At 50.0% G+C, this 17,018-nt stretch carries 18 protein-coding genes; 6 read left to right on the top strand and 12 right to left on the bottom strand.

All coding sequences use genetic code 11. The annotated features are described in order from the left end of the window. Nucleotides 1-72: 72 nt before the first annotated feature. The 4 genes from ruvB to ATB02_RS26640 all read right to left on the bottom strand — a co-directional run bounded on the left by ruvB (nt 73) and on the right by ATB02_RS26640 (nt 3,542). A complete protein-coding gene (gene ruvB, locus ATB02_RS08690) occupies nt 73-1,083 on the bottom strand; it encodes a Holliday junction branch migration DNA helicase RuvB (RefSeq protein WP_000568522.1) in 1,011 nt (336 codons plus the stop codon). Between the two features lie 8 nt (nt 1,084-1,091). Then, entirely contained in the window at nt 1,092-1,703 is a 612-nt protein-coding gene (gene ruvA, locus ATB02_RS08685) for a Holliday junction branch migration protein RuvA (protein WP_000580323.1), read from the bottom strand. Nucleotides 1,704-1,870: 167 nt separating this feature from the next. Beyond that, on the bottom strand, nt 1,871-2,455 hold the full coding sequence (locus ATB02_RS08680) for a hypothetical protein (protein WP_001054410.1): 585 nt from the start codon (nt 2,453-2,455) through the stop codon (nt 1,871-1,873). Between the two features lie 37 nt (nt 2,456-2,492). Next, nucleotides 2,493-3,542, bottom strand: a complete 1,050-nt coding sequence (locus ATB02_RS26640; protein ID WP_241957636.1) for a hypothetical protein — start codon at nt 3,540-3,542, stop codon at nt 2,493-2,495. Between ATB02_RS26640 and ATB02_RS08665 the strand changes: the two genes are divergently transcribed. Further along, nucleotides 3,450-4,013 carry a YebB family permuted papain-like enzyme gene (locus tag ATB02_RS08665; protein WP_241957635.1) on the top strand — a complete coding sequence of 188 codons (564 nt, stop codon included), beginning with the start codon at nt 3,450-3,452 and terminating at the stop codon, nt 4,011-4,013. The genes ATB02_RS26640 and ATB02_RS08665 overlap by 93 nt on opposite strands. A gap of 1 nt (nt 4,014) precedes the next feature. On the opposite strand, the gene ruvC is transcribed toward ATB02_RS08665, so the two are convergent. Genes ruvC through aspS form a run of 4 tightly spaced genes read right to left on the bottom strand, consistent with a single transcriptional unit; the run spans nt 4,015 to nt 7,557 of the window. Beyond that, entirely contained in the window at nt 4,015-4,536 is a 522-nt protein-coding gene (gene ruvC, locus ATB02_RS08660; protein ID WP_001295503.1) for a crossover junction endodeoxyribonuclease RuvC, read from the bottom strand. A gap of 34 nt (nt 4,537-4,570) precedes the next feature. Beyond that, the gene (locus ATB02_RS08655) at nt 4,571-5,311 is read right to left on the bottom strand and encodes a YebC/PmpR family DNA-binding transcriptional regulator (protein ID WP_000907234.1); all 741 of its coding nucleotides are present in this window, start codon (nt 5,309-5,311) and stop codon (nt 4,571-4,573) included. 28 nt (nt 5,312-5,339) lie between these two features. Next, nucleotides 5,340-5,792: a dihydroneopterin triphosphate diphosphatase gene (nudB, locus tag ATB02_RS08650; RefSeq protein ID WP_077626310.1), complete on the bottom strand. Its 453-nt coding sequence runs from the start codon at nt 5,790-5,792 to the stop codon at nt 5,340-5,342. Next, entirely contained in the window at nt 5,785-7,557 is a 1,773-nt protein-coding gene (gene aspS / locus ATB02_RS08645) for an aspartate--tRNA ligase (RefSeq protein WP_001258663.1), read from the bottom strand. Before aspS ends, nudB begins: the two co-directional genes overlap by 8 nt. 309 nt (nt 7,558-7,866) lie before the next feature. Here aspS and ATB02_RS08640 point away from each other — a divergent pair, with 309 nt between their 5' ends. Genes ATB02_RS08640 through cmoB form a run of 5 tightly spaced genes read left to right on the top strand, consistent with a single transcriptional unit; the run spans nt 7,867 to nt 11,448 of the window. Then, nucleotides 7,867-8,433, top strand: coding sequence for a hydrolase (locus tag ATB02_RS08640; RefSeq protein WP_032184429.1), 567 nt, complete (start codon nt 7,867-7,869; stop codon nt 8,431-8,433). Next, complete coding sequence (locus ATB02_RS08635) at nt 8,430-9,248, top strand: DUF72 domain-containing protein (RefSeq protein ID WP_105271421.1); 819 nt, start codon at nt 8,430-8,432, stop codon at nt 9,246-9,248. Before ATB02_RS08640 ends, ATB02_RS08635 begins: the two co-directional genes overlap by 4 nt. A 52-nt stretch (nt 9,249-9,300) precedes the next feature. Further along, a complete protein-coding gene (locus ATB02_RS08630) occupies nt 9,301-9,696 on the top strand; it encodes an MAPEG family protein (protein ID WP_000252980.1) in 396 nt (131 codons plus the stop codon). A 40-nt stretch (nt 9,697-9,736) separates the two neighbouring features. Continuing rightward, the gene (cmoA, locus tag ATB02_RS08625) at nt 9,737-10,480 is read left to right on the top strand and encodes a carboxy-S-adenosyl-L-methionine synthase CmoA (protein WP_000019597.1); all 744 of its coding nucleotides are present in this window, start codon (nt 9,737-9,739) and stop codon (nt 10,478-10,480) included. Further along, a complete protein-coding gene (gene cmoB, locus ATB02_RS08620; protein WP_000564758.1) occupies nt 10,477-11,448 on the top strand; it encodes a tRNA 5-methoxyuridine(34)/uridine 5-oxyacetic acid(34) synthase CmoB in 972 nt (323 codons plus the stop codon). The genes cmoA and cmoB overlap by 4 nt, the downstream gene beginning before the upstream one ends. 164 nt (nt 11,449-11,612) lie before the next feature. On the opposite strand, the gene torZ is transcribed toward cmoB, so the two are convergent. The 4 genes from torZ to ATB02_RS08600 all read right to left on the bottom strand — a co-directional run bounded on the left by torZ (nt 11,613) and on the right by ATB02_RS08600 (nt 16,879). After that, nucleotides 11,613-14,042, bottom strand: coding sequence for a trimethylamine N-oxide reductase TorZ (gene torZ / locus ATB02_RS08615; protein ID WP_105271420.1), 2,430 nt, complete (start codon nt 14,040-14,042; stop codon nt 11,613-11,615). Between the two features lie 24 nt (nt 14,043-14,066). After that, nucleotides 14,067-15,167 carry a NapC/NirT family cytochrome c gene (locus ATB02_RS08610; RefSeq protein ID WP_032184432.1) on the bottom strand — a complete coding sequence of 367 codons (1,101 nt, stop codon included), beginning with the start codon at nt 15,165-15,167 and terminating at the stop codon, nt 14,067-14,069. Between the two features lie 385 nt (nt 15,168-15,552). Continuing rightward, a complete protein-coding gene (gene cutC / locus ATB02_RS08605; RefSeq protein WP_001185733.1) occupies nt 15,553-16,299 on the bottom strand; it encodes a copper homeostasis protein CutC in 747 nt (248 codons plus the stop codon). A 13-nt stretch (nt 16,300-16,312) separates the two neighbouring features. Continuing rightward, nucleotides 16,313-16,879 carry a VOC family protein gene (locus tag ATB02_RS08600; RefSeq protein WP_105271419.1) on the bottom strand — a complete coding sequence of 189 codons (567 nt, stop codon included), beginning with the start codon at nt 16,877-16,879 and terminating at the stop codon, nt 16,313-16,315. Between the last annotated feature and the right edge of the window lie 139 nt (nt 16,880-17,018).

Here is a 17,018-nt window from a genome sequence, read left to right as displayed (position 1 = left end):
CTGATAAGACGCGAACAGCGTCGCATCAGGCTTATCGCCAATGTCGGAAGCGGCTTGAATGCCTTATTCAACTTAAGGCATTTCTGGTGGCGTGATGCCGAAGTGGTTCCACGCCCGCACTGTCGCCATACGCCCGCGCGGTGTACGCTGCAAAAAGCCTTGCTGAATCAAATAAGGTTCCAGTACATCCTCAATGGTTTCACGTTCTTCGCCAATGGCTGCCGCCAGGTTATCCAGACCTACCGGCCCACCAAAGAACTTATCGATTACCGCCAGCAACAATTTGCGGTCCATATAATCGAAACCTTCAGCATCAACATTCAGCATATCCAGTGCCTGGGCGGCGATATCCGCCGAGATGGTGCCATCGTGCTTCACTTCGGCAAAATCGCGAACACGACGCAGCAGACGGTTGGCAATACGTGGCGTACCACGCGCCCGGCGAGCAACTTCCAACGCGCCATCGTCACTCATCTCAAGCCCCATAAAACGGGCACTACGACTGACGATATATTGCAGATCCGGCACCTGATAAAACTCCAGACGTTGCACAATACCAAAACGATCACGCAGCGGTGATGTCAGCGAACCTGCGCGCGTGGTTGCACCAATCAGAGTAAACGGCGGCAAGTCAATTTTAATGGAGCGTGCCGCCGGACCTTCACCAATCATAATATCCAGTTGGTAGTCTTCCATTGCCGGATACAACACCTCTTCCACCACTGGTGAAAGACGGTGGATCTCATCAATAAACAGCACGTCATGCGGTTCAAGGTTAGTGAGCATCGCTGCCAGATCGCCCGCCTTTTCCAGCACTGGACCGGAAGTCGTGCGTAAATTCACGCCCATTTCATTGGCGACAATGTTGGCAAGCGTAGTTTTACCTAAACCCGGAGGACCAAAAATCAACAGATGATCGAGGGCATCGCCGCGCAGTTTCGCTGCTTTGATGAAAATCTCCATCTGTGAACGAACCTGCGGCTGACCAACATACTCTTCCAGTAATTTGGGGCGAATGGCGCGATCTGCCACATCTTCCGGCAAAGTGGTACCGGCAGAAATCAGACGGTCTGCTTCAATCATCCTTTACCTCATAACGCGGCGCGTAGGGCTTCGCGAATTAATGTTTCACTGCTGGCGTCAGGGCGAGCGATTTTGCTCACCATCCGGCTTGCTTCTTGTGGTTTATAGCCCAGCGCCACCAGCGCGGCAACCGCTTCCTGTTCAGCATCGTCGGTCGCCGGGCTGGCAGGTGACGTGAGTACCAGGTCGGCAGCTGGCGTAAAGAGATCGCCATGTAAACCTTTAAATCGGTCTTTCATTTCGACAATCAAGCGTTCGGCGGTTTTTTTGCCAATACCCGGCAGTTTCACCAGAGCCCCGACTTCTTCACGCTCAACGGCATTAACGAACTGCTGCGCTGACATTCCGGAGAGGATTGCCAATGCCAGTTTAGGCCCAACGCCGTTGGTTTTGATCAACTCTTTGAACAACGTGCGCTCTTGTTTATTGTTAAAACCGTACAGCAGTTGCGCGTCTTCACGCACCACAAAGTGGGTGAAAACGATCGCTTCCTGACCCGCTTCAGGGAGTTCATAAAAACAGGTCATCGGCATATGCACTTCATAGCCTACGCCGCCCACTTCAATTAATACCAGCGGGGGTTGTTTTTCAATGATGATGCCTCTGAGTCTGCCTATCACATGACGCTCCTGCGTAATGAATCAAAGATAATGCTGTATGATAAAAAAATGCTGGATAGATATCCAGCGAGGGATGATATTAAATCATTTCAGAACTGATAATCCTTTGGCTCACGGTATCTGAAATTTTCTATGAATCACCTTACATCGCACTCTTTCTTTGACTTCTAATGGCCAATTTTTCCACGTTCCTTGCTGGCGTGCTTCCATTCGCGGCATTTTTTTAGTTGGTGAAGGAGTAAGACCGCAAATATAAATGCGCTTATTGCCCATATAGCTATCAGAATCGGCAAAGGGCTGATATTGAAAAACACGTTTTCACAGGGTTTCCCGATGGCGGGGCGATCTTTTACAACCTTCACGCACATGGTGATTCCTGGTTTTATACGCTTGTCCTCAACATGCAAATTCCAGGTCTTACCGTCAATCTGCCAGGTCAGGTCATAGGCATACAGCCCCGAGCAATCAATCCTTCCTCCCCGCAGTAAATTGCAGGAGTGCGAGGCGCTACGCTTAAAATTACTGGTATAACGAATCGAAGAAACTTTTGCGAGCGTAGTCAAGCTATTGCGGTGGTACTCATACTCCTGAACGGCAGCATAACTGGTATAAATCGCTAAAAAGAAGTAAAAGAGCGCAATTGGCTTCCTGAAACGTGGGTAGTGAGCTTTCATGAGATAGCTGCTTAATATCAACGTCCCGGCAAGAGCAAATGAGATTAAAAGCTGATTGAATACGCTTGATAAATTCATCCGCGCCTCTGTATCTGGCAAGCAGGTAGAGGACTAATCATTCAGCGAGTCCCTGAACGCTGAATTTTTGCGGGATCATTCCACTATCAATACGCCACTGATATGACTCCGTATGCGCTAACTCGTCACCATTAAGATCAATCGAGACCTGGTTTGAGTAAATATCATACTCATCAATTATGTCAGCGCCTGAGTATTCATACAGAGCATAATATCCTGCCATCAAATCCCCCTTCGACACCCTTTCATAACTTTTTAGCACATAGCCATATCGCCAGTTAATCAAATTAAAAAGAATGCTTTCGGCGTCCTCTCTTGCAAAAATATCATCCCCCACTCTGATGATAAAACTTCCGGCATTAATTTTATAATGATGTTTTCCCGGCAGAAATTCAAAAGCCTGAGTGAGTGAAAATGATTCTTTATAATGATCACCCGCAGGAATAACTTGCCAGCCATCGACCCCATCATAAATTCCACACATCCCATCAAGGACAATGTTGCTTGTTGTGATGTCAAAGGCTTTATTGCAAGGCATCAAACCACCTTCAAAGATATAAGCAGGTTGATTATTGCTATTGTAGAAATCCAGTAAAGCATTCACCACCTGCCCCTGCTGTATAACGCTAAGCCTCACGGTGACACCACTTTGCGCCATTCTCGCATCGTTAAGGCTTGCACCAGCTTCACCCACGCCGTAGATATCATCACGCATATGAATAATTTGAGGCACAAACTCATTATTCTCATTTAAAGAAATACGTCCATATCGCCAGGGATAGCGAATGACATTATCTTGAGCAAATACATTCACGCATTGACTGATCGAAACTATAATTATCACATTAACAAATAACCGCATAAAACATTCCTTGTCATGATTACAATACAATGCTAATGCTTTACCATCACGAAAGATAGATGCTGTTTTATATATAAATAATGGATTGATATAGTGAAAATAAATTACCCAGCTAAATATGAAACCGGTGATATTGTTTTTACCTGCATCGGTGCTCGCCTGTTTGGGCAAATCTCTGCAGCCTCGAAATGCTGGAGCAACCATGTGGGGATAATCATCGGACATGACGGTGATGATTACCTGGTTGCGGAGAGTCGAGTTCCGCTCTCCACAATCACAACTTTGTCACGATTTATTGAACGGTCGACCGATCAACGCTACGGTGTTCGCCGCCTGGCAGGAGGTTTAACCGAAGAGCAGAAACTTGCTCTTGTCGAAAAGGTCCCTGCCCGGTTGCATAAGTTCTACCACACCGGTTTTAAATACGAATCTTCCCGCCAGTTCTGTTCAAAATTCGTTTTTGATATTTATAAAGAGGCGCTATGTATCCCGGTGGGTGAAATTGAGACGTTTGGAGAGCTGTTAAATAGCAATCCGAATGCAAAACTCACTTTCTGGAAATTCTGGTTTTTAGGTTCGATTCCGTGGGAGCGTAAAACCGTCACGCCAGCCAGTTTGTGGCATCATCCGGGTTTGGTGTTGATTCATGCGGAGGGAGTAGAAACGCCTCAGCCTGAACTGACCGAGGCGGTATAACTTAACGCAGTCGCCCTCTCGCCAGGTTCAGCCGCGATTCGCTCATTTGCATCGCATTCTGACTAACGTGGCAGTGGGTGATGGCAATTGCCAGCGCATCGGCGGCGTCCGCCTGCGGGTTAGCGGGCAGTTTCAGCAAAGTGCGGACCATATGCTGCACCTGGCTTTTTTCGGCACTACCAATACCTACCACCGTTTGTTTTACCTGACGTGCCGCGTATTCAAATACCGGTAATTCCTGATTCACCGCCGCCACAATCGCCACGCCACGCGCCTGCCCCAGCTTCAGGGCCGAGTCGGCATTTTTAGCCATAAAGACTTGTTCAATGGCGAAATAATCAGGCTGGAACTGGGTGATGATTTCCGTCACGCCCGCATAGATGAGCTTAAGGCGAGACGGTAAATCATCCACTTTGGTGCGTATACATCCGCTACCCAGGTAGGACAGCTGCCTGCCCACCTGGCGGATGACGCCATAGCCGGTCACGCGCGAACCCGGGTCAATGCCGAGAATAATAGCCATCACGCGTCTCCGTTTTGCTGTTTAGCAGGCCTCATCAGAGAGTCGCTGCAACCTCATCAGAGATTTCACCGTTATGGTAGACTTCCTGCACGTCGTCGCAATCTTCCAGCATATCGATCAGACGCATCAGTTTCGGTGCGGTTTCTGCATCCATATCAGCTTTGGTGGAAGGGATCATGGAAACTTCCGCGCTGTCTGCTTTCAGACCTGCCGCTTCCAGAGCGTCGCGTACTTTGCCCATTTCCTCCCATGCAGTGTAGACGTCAATCGCGCCATCATCATAGGTCACAACATCTTCAGCACCAGCTTCCAGAGCTGCTTCCATGATGGTGTCTTCATCGCCTTTCTCGAAGGAGATCACGCCTTTTTTGCTGAACAGATAGGCTACGGAACCATCAGTACCGAGGTTACCGCCACATTTGCTGAATGCGTGACGCACTTCAGCAACCGTACGGTTGCGGTTATCAGACAGACATTCAATCATGATTGCCGTGCCGCCAGGACCGTAACCTTCGTAGATGATGGTTTCCATGTTTGCATCATCATCACCGCCCACACCACGTGCAATTGCGCGGTTCAGGGTGTCACGGGTCATGTTGTTAGACAGTGCTTTGTCAATGGCTGCTCGCAGACGCGGGTTAGCATCCGGATCTCCACCGCCCAGCTTCGCGGCGGTTACCAGTTCACGAATGATTTTAGTGAAGATTTTACCGCGCTTAGCATCCTGCGCAGCTTTACGATGTCTGGTGTTGGCCCATTTACTATGACCTGCCATAAAAATATCTCCAGGTAGCCCTGCCTGTTCAGGCAGCGTTAATTACAAACTGTTCAATCGCCTGCCGGTTGCTCCAGGACTTAGTGAGCGCCGCCGCAGCATGCGCATCAAGCCACTTGTAGGCCAGATGTTCAGTGAAAACGATCTGACGCTCGTGCGGAAGTGCAAGACAGAACCAAGATTCCGTATTACGCGTTACGCCCGGCGCATAGCGATGACGTAAATGTGAAAAAATTTCAAACTCCACCGTGCGCTGACAGTCAATTAAGGTCAGTTGTTCAGCGACAACATCAATGGTGACCTCTTCCTTTACTTCGCGCATGGCGGCTTGCGGCGCGGTTTCCCCCTCTTCCACGCTGCCGGTTACCGACTGCCAGAAATCGGGATCATCACGCCGCTGTAACATCAGCACCCGTTTCGTATCTTGCGCATAAATAACCACCAGAATAGAAACGGGACGCTTATAAGTCATATCAATTATTCTCTGCCTTCTTCACAACCTGAATGCTCAGCTCGGACAGGGCAGTCGGGTTAGCAAAGCTTGGCGCTTCAGTCATCAGACACGCTGCCGCCGTGGTTTTCGGGAAGGCGATAACGTCACGGATGTTGTCGGTACCGGTCAGCAGCATGGTCAGACGGTCAAGACCGAATGCCAGACCTGCGTGCGGCGGAGTACCGTATTTCAGGGCGTCGAGCAGGAAGCCGAATTTCTCGCGCTGTTCCTCTTCGTTGATCCCCAGAATACCAAACACCGTCTGCTGCATATCCCCATTATGGATACGCACAGAACCACCGCCCACTTCGTAACCATTGATGACCATATCGTAAGCGTTCGCCACCGCATTTTCCGGTGCAGCTTTCAACTCTGCCGCCGTCATATCTTTCGGTGAGGTGAACGGATGGTGCATTGCCGTCAGGCCGCCTTCACCGTCGTCTTCAAACATCGGGAAGTCGATAACCCATAGCGGTGCCCATTTGCTTTCGTCGGTCAGACCAAGGTCTTTACCCACTTTCAGACGCAATGCGCCCATCGCGTCGGCAACAATTTTCTTGTTATCAGCACCGAAGAAAATCATATCGCCATCTTGCGCGGCAGTACGATCCAGGATGGCTTCGATGATTTCAGCGTTGAGGAACTTCGCTACAGGGCTGTTGATACCTTCCAGACCTTTCGCTCGTTCGTTAACTTTGATGTACGCCAGACCTTTCGCGCCGTAGATTTTAACGAAGTTACCGTATTCGTCGATCTGCTTACGGGTCAGCGATGCGCCACCCGGAACACGCAGAGCAGCAACGCGGCCTTTCGGATCGTTCGCCGGACCTGCGAATACCGCGAACTCAACGGATTTCAGCAGATCAGCAACGTCAGTCAGTTCCATCGGGTTACGCAGATCCGGTTTATCAGAACCATAACGGCGTTCTGCTTCCGCAAAGGTCATTACAGGGAAATCACCGAGATCCACGCCCTTCACTTCCAGCCACAAATGGCGTACCAGCGCTTCCATCACTTCACGCACTTGCGGCGCGGTCATGAAAGAGGTTTCCACATCGATCTGGGTGAATTCAGGCTGACGATCAGCACGCAGGTCTTCGTCACGGAAGCATTTTACAATCTGATAGTAGCGGTCAAAACCAGACATCATCAGCAGCTGTTTGAACAGCTGCGGAGACTGCGGCAGTGCGTAGAATTTCCCTTTGTGCACACGAGAAGGCACCAGGTAGTCACGCGCGCCTTCCGGCGTGGCTTTGGTCAGCATCGGAGTTTCGATGTCGAGGAAGCCGTGGTCATCCATAAAACGGCGCACCAGGCTGGTGATTTTAGCGCGGGTTTTCAGGCGCTGAGCCATTTCCGGACGACGCAGGTCGAGGTAGCGGTATTTCAGTCGCGCTTCTTCGGTGTTGACGTGGTTAGAGTCAAGCGGCAGAACGTCTGCGCGGTTGATGATGGTCAGCGAGGAGGCCAGCACTTCGATTTCGCCGGTCGCCATATCGCGGTTGATATTTTTTTCGTCACGCGCACGTACGGTGCCCGTGACCTGAATGCAGAACTCATTACGCAGTTCAGAGGCCAGCTTTAACGCGTCCGCACGATCCGGATCGAAAAATACCTGCACGATACCTTCGCGGTCGCGCATATCGATGAAGATCAGGCTACCAAGATCACGACGACGGTTGACCCAACCACACAGAGTCACCTGCTGCCCCACGTGGGACAAACGGAGCTGTCCACAATATTCTGTACGCATGAGATATCCCTTAACTTAGCTGCCGGCGGATGCCCCCTGCTGCGCAGGTGACCAAGTCGCAGCGTTAGCTGTATGTCACAACTGAATGAAAAAAGGCGGCTATTATACTGGAAATTCTGCCGCACCGTAAGAGCCTGGCCCGCGCTGGAACGCCTCGTTACCACTTTATATCGGGCCTGAAATCAGACTCTACGCCAGTTTGCTATAAAGGTGTTGCCCGAACTCATAAAAATTAACAAAATTTGTCGTTCCGCCATCGGCTAATCGCATTAAGGTGAAAGGCACGATTTTGTTTTATCAGGAGACAACATGCTTGAACTGAATGCTAAAACCACTGCGCTGGTGGTAATTGACTTACAAGAAGGCATCTTACCTTTTGCCGGTGGTCCTCATACTGCCGATGAGGTGGTTAATCGAGCAGGGAAGCTGGCGGCGAAATTTCGCGCGAACGGTCAGCCCGTGTTTCTGGTGCGCGTTGGTTGGTCTACCGATTACGCCGAAGCATTAAAACAGCCGGTTGATGCCCCCTCCCCCGCTAAAGTGTTACCCGAAAACTGGTGGCAACATCCTGCTGCATTAGGTGCAACCGACAGCGATATCGAAATCATCAAACGTCAATGGGGTGCGTTTTACGGTACGGATCTGGAGTTGCAGTTACGCCGCCGGGGTATCGATACAATAGTGTTATGTGGGATCTCGACCAATATCGGTGTTGAATCCACCGCCCGCAATGCCTGGGAACTCGGTTTTAATCTGGTGATTGCCGAAGACGCCTGCAGCGCCGCCAGCGCCGAGCAGCACAATAACAGCATCAACCATATCTACCCACGCATCGCCCGTGTGCGCAGTGTGGAAGAGATCCTCAACGCATTATGATTTACATCGGTCTGCCGCAATGGTCGCATCCTAAATGGGTGCGGTTGGGGATCACCAGCCTTGAAGAGTATGCCCGCCACTTTAACTGTGTGGAGGGCAACACCACGCTTTACGCCCTGCCGAAATCCGAGGTTGTCCTGCGCTGGCGTGAGCAGACCACAGATAATTTTCGCTTCTGTTTTAAGTTTCCGGCGACCATTTCGCATCAGGCAGCATTACGGCATTGCGATGATTTAGTAACTGAATTTTTGACTCGCTTGTCACCGTTAGCGCCGCGCATTGGGCAATACTGGCTGCAACTGCCTGCCACATTTGGCCCACGGGATCTGCCTGCGCTTTGGCATTTTCTCGACTCTCTTCCCGGCGAGTTTAATTATGGTGTGGAAGTCCGCCATCCACAGTTTTTCGCCAAAGGGGAAGAGGAACAAACAATTAATCGCGGTTTACATCAGCGCGGCGTTAATCGGGTGATTTTAGACAGCCGCCCGGTTCATGCAGCACGCCCACACAGTGAAGCTATTCGCGACGCTCAACGGAAAAAACCTAAAGTTCCCGTACATGCTGTGCTGACGGCGACAAATCCGCTGATCCGTTTTATCGGTAGTGATGATATGACGCAAAACCGAGAGTTGTTTCAGGTTTGGTTACAAAAATTAGCGCAGTGGCATCAGACCACTACGCCTTATCTTTTTTTACATACGCCAGATATTGCCCAGGCACCGGAACTGGTACATACCCTGTGGGAAGGCTTACGTAAAACACTTCCAGAGATCGGAGCAGTTCCGGCTATTCCACAGCAATCTTCTCTTTTCTGAATTTGCCACCTATCATAGACAGGTGCCATCGGCCATTTTAAAGGGAGTTTGTATGGTAAGCGCGCTGTATGCCGTTTTAAGTGCGTTGTTATTAATGAAGTTCTCTTTTGATGTCGTTCGCCTGCGTATGCAGTACCGCGTTGCCTATGGTGACGGCGGTTTTAGCGAACTGCAAAGCGCTATTCGCATTCATGGTAACGCGGTGGAGTATATTCCCATCGCGATTGTGTTGATGCTGTTTATGGAAATGAATGGCGCAGAAACCTGGATGGTGCATATTTGCGGCATCGTTTTGCTTGCTGGTCGTCTGATGCATTATTACGGTTTTCATCACCGTCTGTTCCGCTGGCGACGTTCTGGCATGAGCGCCACCTGGTGTGCGCTGTTGCTGATGGTGCTGGCGAATCTTTGGTATATGCCCTGGGAGTTGGTTTTCTCCCTGCGTTAGCGCACAATACGCCACTTTCTTTTTCCCGGATTTTTACGTTATGTCTCACCGCGACACGCTATTTTCTGCCCCTATCGCCAGACTGGGCGACTGGACCTTTGATGAACGGGTAGCCGAAGTCTTCCCGGATATGATCCAGCGTTCCGTTCCCGGCTACTCCAATATTATTTCCATGATTGGTATGTTAGCCGAACGCTTCGTTCAACCTGGTACGCAGGTTTACGATCTGGGTTGTTCTCTGGGCGCGGCGACGCTCTCAGTGCGTCGCAATATTCATCATGATAATTGCAAAATTATCGCCATCGACAACTCTCCGGCGATGATTGAACGCTGCCGTCGTCATATTGACGCTTATAAAGCCCCTACGCCAGTAGACGTTATTGAAGGTGATATTCGCGATATCACCATTGAAAACGCATCGATGGTTGTGCTGAATTTTACCCTGCAATTCCTGGAACCTTCCGAGCGTCAGGCGTTACTGGATAAAATTTATCAAGGGCTGAACCCGGGCGGTGCGCTGGTGCTTTCGGAAAAATTCAGTTTCGAAGATGCCAAAGTTGGTGAATTGCTGTTCAACATGCACCACGACTTTAAACGTGCCAACGGTTACAGCGAACTGGAGATCAGCCAGAAGCGCAGCATGCTGGAAAATGTGATGCTAACCGATTCTGTGGAAACCCATAAAGCTCGCCTGCATCAAGCCGGTTTTGAACATAGCGAGCTGTGGTTCCAGTGCTTTAACTTTGGTTCACTGGTGGCATTAAAAGCAGAGGACGCTGCATGATCGACTTTGGTAACTTTTATTCTCTGATTGCCAAAAATCATCTTTCACACTGGCTGGAAACGCTGCCCGCGCAGATTGCCAGCTGGCAGCGCGAACAGCAGCACGGTCTGTTTAAACAGTGGTCCAATGCGGTGGAATTTCTGCCTGAAATTAAACCGTATCGTCTTGATTTACTACATAGCGTGACGGCAGAAAGCGAAGAGCCACTGAGCGCCGGGCAGATTAAGCGCATTGAAACACTGATGCGCAACCTCATGCCGTGGCGCAAAGGGCCGTTTTCACTGTATGGCGTGAACATCGATACCGAATGGCGTTCTGACTGGAAATGGGATCGTGTTCTGCCCCATCTTTCTGATTTAACCGGGCGCACCATTCTTGATGTCGGCTGCGGCAGCGGTTATCACATGTGGCGCATGATTGGCGCAGGTGCGCACCTCGCGGTGGGGATCGACCCTACGCAACTGTTTCTTTGCCAGTTTGAAGCGGTGCGTAAACTGCTGGGTAACGACCAACGGGCGCATCTGCTGCCGTTAGGCATTGAACAACTTCCGGCACTGAAAGCCTTTGATACCGTCTTTTCGATGGGCGTACTTTATCATCGTCGTTCACCGCTGGAGCATCTCTGGCAGTTAAAAGATCAACTGGTGAATGAAGGTGAACTGGTGCTGGAAACACTGGTTATTGATGGCGATGAAAATACCGTCCTGGTGCCAGGCGATCGTTACGCGCAAATGCGTAATGTTTATTTCATCCCGTCAGCCCTGGCGTTGAAAAACTGGCTGAAGAAGTGTGGTTTTGTTGATATCCGCATTGCGGATGTGAGCGTTACCACGACCGAAGAGCAGCGACGCACCGAATGGATGGTCACCGAGTCTCTGTCCGATTTCCTCGACCCACATGATCCAGGTAAAACGGTGGAAGGCTATCCTGCGCCTAAACGCGCGGTACTGATTGCGCGCAAGCCGTAAAGGTCTGGTATTACTGCCGGATGCGGCGTGAACGCCTTATCCGGCCTACAAAGCCTTTTTAATTCAATATGTTGCAGGGACTATGTAGGTCTGATAAGCATAGCGCATCAGGCAGTTTTACGTTTGCATAACCTCAGCGCCCGTTTCCGGGCGCTTTTCACGTCTTATGCCTGAACAGCTGGCTGATCAAACGCCGTTAACTTCGGTGCATTGCCCGTATATTTTTCGATATACACCAGCGCAGAGTTACCGGCACAGGCATTTGCCAGCTGAGAGCTGGGGATATCCGCCGTTAACACGTTCGCACTGCCGTTTTTACACAAGCCATTTTCCAGATCTGGCCATGCTCCTTCATGCACGCATACCACGCCTTTTTTGATCCCGTCAGTCACCACCGCGCCTGTCAGAATCTGACCACGTTTGTTCCAGACACGCACCAGATCGCCATTCGCAATACCAAAGCGAGCAGCATCTTCGGTGTGAATAGTGATCGGTTCACGATCGGCAACCGCATATTTTTTACGCAGTTCCGCATAGTTAAGCTGACTGTGTAAACGGTGTGCCGGATGTGCGGTCAGAAGCTGCAACTGCTTCTCGTCGGCGGAACCTTTCCACTCATCAGGCGCAAGCCAGGTTGGGTGTGCCGGGCAATCCTTATAGCCAAATTTTTCCAGCGTTTTGGAGTAAATCTCAATTTTGCCGCTTGGCGTACCCAGCGCATTTTTCACCGGATCGGCGCGGAAATCAGCATAACGAACGTACTGTTCGTTCTTCTCGCTGCGGCGCATTTCGATCAGTTTATTTTGCTGCCAGAAAGCATTAAACATCGGCATAGTCACGCGTTGCGCACGCGCACCTTTCTGAGCGGCATCATAGAAAAATTTCAGCCACGCCATTTCATCTCTACCTTCGGTATAGATCTCTTTTCCGCCAGGTTTGAGTAATTCAGCAAGATCGGCAAACACATCAAAATCGTTACGCGCTTCAAATTGCGGAGCGACAGCCTGCTTCATCGGTACAATATGCTGGTTGCTGTAATCACCGGTCATCGTCAAGTCATTGCGCTCAAACGATGTGGTGATCGGTAATACGATATCTGCATGTTTAGCAGCTGCGGTCCAGTAGCATTCAGAAACGACGATCATCTCCGGTTTCTGCCATGCTTTAATCAGACGATTAGTATCCTGGTGATGGGTAAAGTTACCGCCACCCGCCCACCAGATCATTTTGATATTCGGATACGTTTGTTCTTTACCGTTATGCTGATATTTGCCGCCAGGATTTTCCAGCGCATCGACGATACGGGCAACAGGAATCGCCGTCATTCCGCCATCATCAGCGGCCTCGCTGGCCTGTCCGGCAATCGCCGCAGACATTTCCGGCAGCACTCCGCCAACACGCGTCGGGTTGCCACCGTTTGAGTAATGATAAGAGAAACCAAACCCGCCGCCCGGTGTACCAATCTGCCCTAACATCGCCGCCAGCGTCACCAGCATCCAGTGTTTCTGTTCACCATATTGCTGGCGCTGAATTCCCCAGCCTGCCATCAGCATTGTGCGATTTGCCGCCATCAGTTCAGCGAGTTTGACTATCTGCGCTTCCGCTACGCCAGTAATTTCCGCCGCCCAGGCCGCGCTCTTCGGCGTATTATCGCTCTTACCTGTCAGATACTCTTCAAACTGCGGATACCCGGTGGTGTATTTTTCAAGGAACACTTTATCGTGTTTGCCTAGTGTCATCAGGGTATGTGCAATCCCCAACATCAGCGCCACGTCGGTGCCCATATTTGGCGCGATCCAGGTAGCATTGTCGCCAAAGAATTCGATGGTTTCGGAGCGGATAGGATCAATGGCAATCACTGGTTTGCCAGATTTTTTCAGCTGATGGAAGTATTCCAGCCCTTGCTCATCGGTACTGCTCCAGGCAATTTTTAAGGTATTCAGCGGGTTCATCCCCCACAACACCACCACCTGACTGTTTTCCAGAATCAGTGGCCAGGAGGTCTGCTGTTCATACACCTCCACGGAACCCACCACGTGCGGCATGATTACCTGTGCCGCCCCGGTTGAATAATCGCCGCTATGCCCTGAATAACCGCCCGCAAGATTCATATAACGTTGCAGTAAGGTTTGCGCTTTATGTAACACGCCAGAAGAGCGCCAGCCGTAAGATCCGGCAAAAATGGCCGATGGTCCGTTAGCTTTGCGAATGCGATCGTGTTGCTCATGAATAAGTTTTAATGCTTGTTCCCAGCTCACCTGTACATAAGTATCTTCGCCACGACCTTTCGCCGGTTGTAGTGGATTATCGAGATAGCTTTTTCTCACCATCGGATGCTGAATACGCGCCGTTGTATGTACCTGATCCGCCGCCGTAGACTGTAAGGAGTTCGGTATGGTTTTCGCCAGCGCGCCTGTCGAAGAAACAATCTTCCCGTCCTTCACTTCTACGTGCATCGCTCCCCAACGGCCCGCGGTGAGGATTTTGCCCCCCTTCTCTTCTGCCCATGCGGGTAGCGGTGCAGCCGATGTCACCACCAGCGCCCCAGCGGCAATACCGCTGTGTTTAATAAATTCACGTCTTGTTAATGTCATAACTTCCTCCCTGATCAACGAGGATCACTGTTTCTCGGTAATATCTTTGGCGTTGTACTGGAAGTACCGCGTCAAAATGTCCAGTTCGTTTTCGCTCATGCTGGTTCGCGCACCCATTCCTTTGGCAATGGATGGCCATGCATTGACGGTGTAATGGTCGGAGGCAATAGGGGCATGGCAACCAGCGCAATAGGTATCGTCAAGTTTTTCAGCGTATTGCCATAGCGGTTTACGGTCCGCTAATGCGGGATCGGTAAGCACACCCTGTAAAGACGCCTGACGCCATTGATTGCCGTATTCGTCAGCCTGCCATTCCCCGTTTACCGTTAACGCCTTGATACCTTCTTCACTTAATGTGGCTAGCGCCAGCCGTTGACCTGCCGCCAGGTAGAGCGTGTTTTCACTGCCCTGCATTTGATAACCCTGCAACAGAACGATCGGCTGTTTGCCACTGGCATCAACGACGGTGAGATCGGTACCAGGATTCACGGTAGCCAGCTCGCCTATGCGAGAAGTTTTGAAAGGATAAATATGTGCGCCATTGGTAACTGAAGTAGCGGCCTGACTTTCCAGCTCATGCGCCGCGTTGTCATCCATTTTTATTTCTGGTGGAAAATGGGCAATGCCTTTATGACAATCGATACAGGTTTCGCCGTCCTTTTGCGCTTTGTTATGCATTTTCTGCGCAGATTCACTTTGCGAGGCAATATCCATGGCATCAAAAGAATGGCAACTACGACACGTTGCAGAATCAGTTGCTTTTAATTCTTTCCATACTGTTTCGGCCATTTCCTGACGATGCGCTTCGAACTTATCGTCACTGTCTATTTTGCCGCTAACAAATTCATGATAAATATCTTTAGAAGCTTTTAATTTAGCAAATAAATAATCCACCCCTGACTTTGGAATATGGCAATCGGCACATTCCGCACGTATCCCTTTCTGGTTAGAAAAGTGGACAGTTCCCTGATATTCCTCAAAAGGTTTACTCATCGAGTGGCAGGAAAGGCAAAATGCGGTATCCGACGTTTTATGTAAGGCTTTTTGCGCCAGTAATAACCCGCCGCCACCAACCACAACCGTTATCAGCAAAAATAATAACCCAATGCGTTTTTTCCCTCGCATAGATTCCTCTAATTAATTCCAGAACACCGAAATCATTGTATAATTAAATATACAACGAATTGACCGCTTGCATAATTCGGCACAACACTGCCTGAAATAATCGATAAAGAATATGATTTATTACAATGTAATCATTAATTGCTAAGGAATAACCCAGTTGTTATTTAGAATATATATTTGTCAGTTTTAGTAATTTAAATTACATAATTAATATGAATATATAAAAATTTTTAGCACAACGCTATGCGCACTGTCACGCGCTCAACTGATCACAGAAATCGTTCGTTTTTTATACTTCTCGGGGATAAAAAAAGGCCCCTGTTGAAATTGCAGGGGCCTGGTACGAGCAAGCATCATATTGGGCGACATGATGCAACGGTAAAAATCATTTGGCCTGACGGCGTTCAATGATTCCTTTCATTTCAGCAACCGCCGCCCCGTCTACGACATAACGCGAATACTCGTCCGCGTGTGCATCTGATGACATGGACAATCCTTGATTACGATAACGCATTGGTGAGGCTTGCCACGCTCCCGCGGAGCTATGGACTTCCAGCACTCCGGCATCGAGGAAGTGGTGCAGGTTTTCTGCACGGACTCCTGCTCCGGCCATAATGATTGGAGCATCACCATGGGCAATAAGTTCCATAATTTTTGATAAACCTTGCAGTGCGTCTGATTTTTGCCCTGATGTCAGTACCCGAGCAACGCCCAATTCCGCAAGATTATTGAGTGTATTTAAAGGGTTAGCGCACATATCGAAGGCGCGATGAAAAGTCACTGCCAGCGGACCGGCAGCAGCCATTATTTTTTCCATTCGTGGCATATCGACATTCCCGTCAACATCGAGAACGCCCGTCACCAGTCCAGGAAAACCTAATTCGCGGACTGTGCGCACATCCTCAAGAATGGCGGCAAACTCACCGTCGCTGTAGCAAAAATCACCACCGCGTGGGCGAATAATTGGATGCACAGGGATCGTCACCCGCTGGCGCACGGATTTCAATACCCCCAACGACGGCGTTAAGCCCCCCTCTTTTGGGGCTGCGCATAATTCAACTCTGTCTGCGCCGTTTTGCTGCGCCGTTAGCGCGCATTCCATGCTGTAACAGCAAATTTCCAGTAATGCCATTTTTGCTCCTTAATTACGCCGACTGCTCGCTGGCAACGATCTCTTCAATGGACCACGGATGAAATTTAATCGTCGTTTTGCCATCGGTGACCGCCAGTGTCGGATTCGGTAATCGCTCATGCTCACCTTTTGGCGAACTGGTTTTAACCGAGATCCCCGGAAGGCTGAGTCCTTCATCAGAAAGCAATGCCAGCGCACGGGCATTCAACGTTTCAGGATCACCTGGCAGAACGATTTCAATATGTTCCCAACCTTCGTGCGGGTAACGTTTTTCCCCAGGCCACGGTAGCTCTACAATTGAAAACTGCCAGTGAGCCACCTGTACCGGTTCATGCAATTTAAACAGACAAATCGGCCTGCCATTGATCATATTTTCTGACAAAAGCTCGCCGCACTGTTCAAACCCATGACGCCAGCGTTCAGCGGTGACGTTTTGATGGCAACGCAAAGAAATGTGATCGGCAGTCAGTGGAGTGATATCCAACCCCAGACGGCGGGAAAGTTCATCTAATGCGTGGGTAAATCGCGGTAAATCCGATGCAATATCCTGCAGCTCGTCGATAGATTGCCAGTTCGCCATAATCACTCTTCGTCTTTCAGTAAAAGCGTTAATTTACCCTGTTGCCCTGCGCCAACCAACCGCTGATTTCACGCCGCTTCTGATGCAATAGTGAAAACGGCAATACACCACGCGCACGTTGCTGACGAAAACAGCCATT

It is taken from the genome of Escherichia sp. MOD1-EC5189, assembly GCF_002966045.1.
GTDB lineage: Bacteria > Pseudomonadota > Gammaproteobacteria > Enterobacterales > Enterobacteriaceae > Escherichia > Escherichia coli_F.
The sequence above is the reverse complement of the archived record's forward strand: the minus strand, read 5'-3'. Positions and strand labels throughout refer to the sequence as shown.

Bases quoted from the DNA above. Each gene is read 5' to 3' on its own strand.
- cmoA (WP_000019597.1), top strand. From the start codon at position 9,737: ATGTCTCACCGCGACACGCTATTTTCTGCCCCTATCGCCAGACTGGGC.
- ATB02_RS26640 (WP_241957636.1), bottom strand. From the start codon at position 3,542: ATGTCCGATGATTATCCCCACATGGTTGCTCCAGCATTTCGAGGCTGC.
- cmoB (WP_000564758.1), top strand. From the start codon at position 10,477: ATGATCGACTTTGGTAACTTTTATTCTCTGATTGCCAAAAATCATCTT.
- ATB02_RS08600 (WP_105271419.1), bottom strand. From the start codon at position 16,879: ATGGCGAACTGGCAATCTATCGACGAGCTGCAGGATATTGCATCGGAT.
- ATB02_RS08635 (WP_105271421.1), top strand. From the start codon at position 8,430: ATGATTTACATCGGTCTGCCGCAATGGTCGCATCCTAAATGGGTGCGG.
- aspS (WP_001258663.1), bottom strand. From the start codon at position 7,557: ATGCGTACAGAATATTGTGGACAGCTCCGTTTGTCCCACGTGGGGCAG.
- cutC (WP_001185733.1), bottom strand. From the start codon at position 16,299: ATGGCATTACTGGAAATTTGCTGTTACAGCATGGAATGCGCGCTAACG.
- ATB02_RS08680 (WP_001054410.1), bottom strand. From the start codon at position 2,455: ATGAATTTATCAAGCGTATTCAATCAGCTTTTAATCTCATTTGCTCTT.
- ATB02_RS08640 (WP_032184429.1), top strand. From the start codon at position 7,867: ATGCTTGAACTGAATGCTAAAACCACTGCGCTGGTGGTAATTGACTTA.
- ATB02_RS08610 (WP_032184432.1), bottom strand. From the start codon at position 15,167: ATGCGAGGGAAAAAACGCATTGGGTTATTATTTTTGCTGATAACGGTT.
- torZ (WP_105271420.1), bottom strand. From the start codon at position 14,042: ATGACATTAACAAGACGTGAATTTATTAAACACAGCGGTATTGCCGCT.
- ruvC (WP_001295503.1), bottom strand. From the start codon at position 4,536: ATGGCTATTATTCTCGGCATTGACCCGGGTTCGCGCGTGACCGGCTAT.
- ATB02_RS08630 (WP_000252980.1), top strand. From the start codon at position 9,301: ATGGTAAGCGCGCTGTATGCCGTTTTAAGTGCGTTGTTATTAATGAAG.
- ruvB (WP_000568522.1), bottom strand. From the start codon at position 1,083: ATGATTGAAGCAGACCGTCTGATTTCTGCCGGTACCACTTTGCCGGAA.
- ATB02_RS08655 (WP_000907234.1), bottom strand. From the start codon at position 5,311: ATGGCAGGTCATAGTAAATGGGCCAACACCAGACATCGTAAAGCTGCG.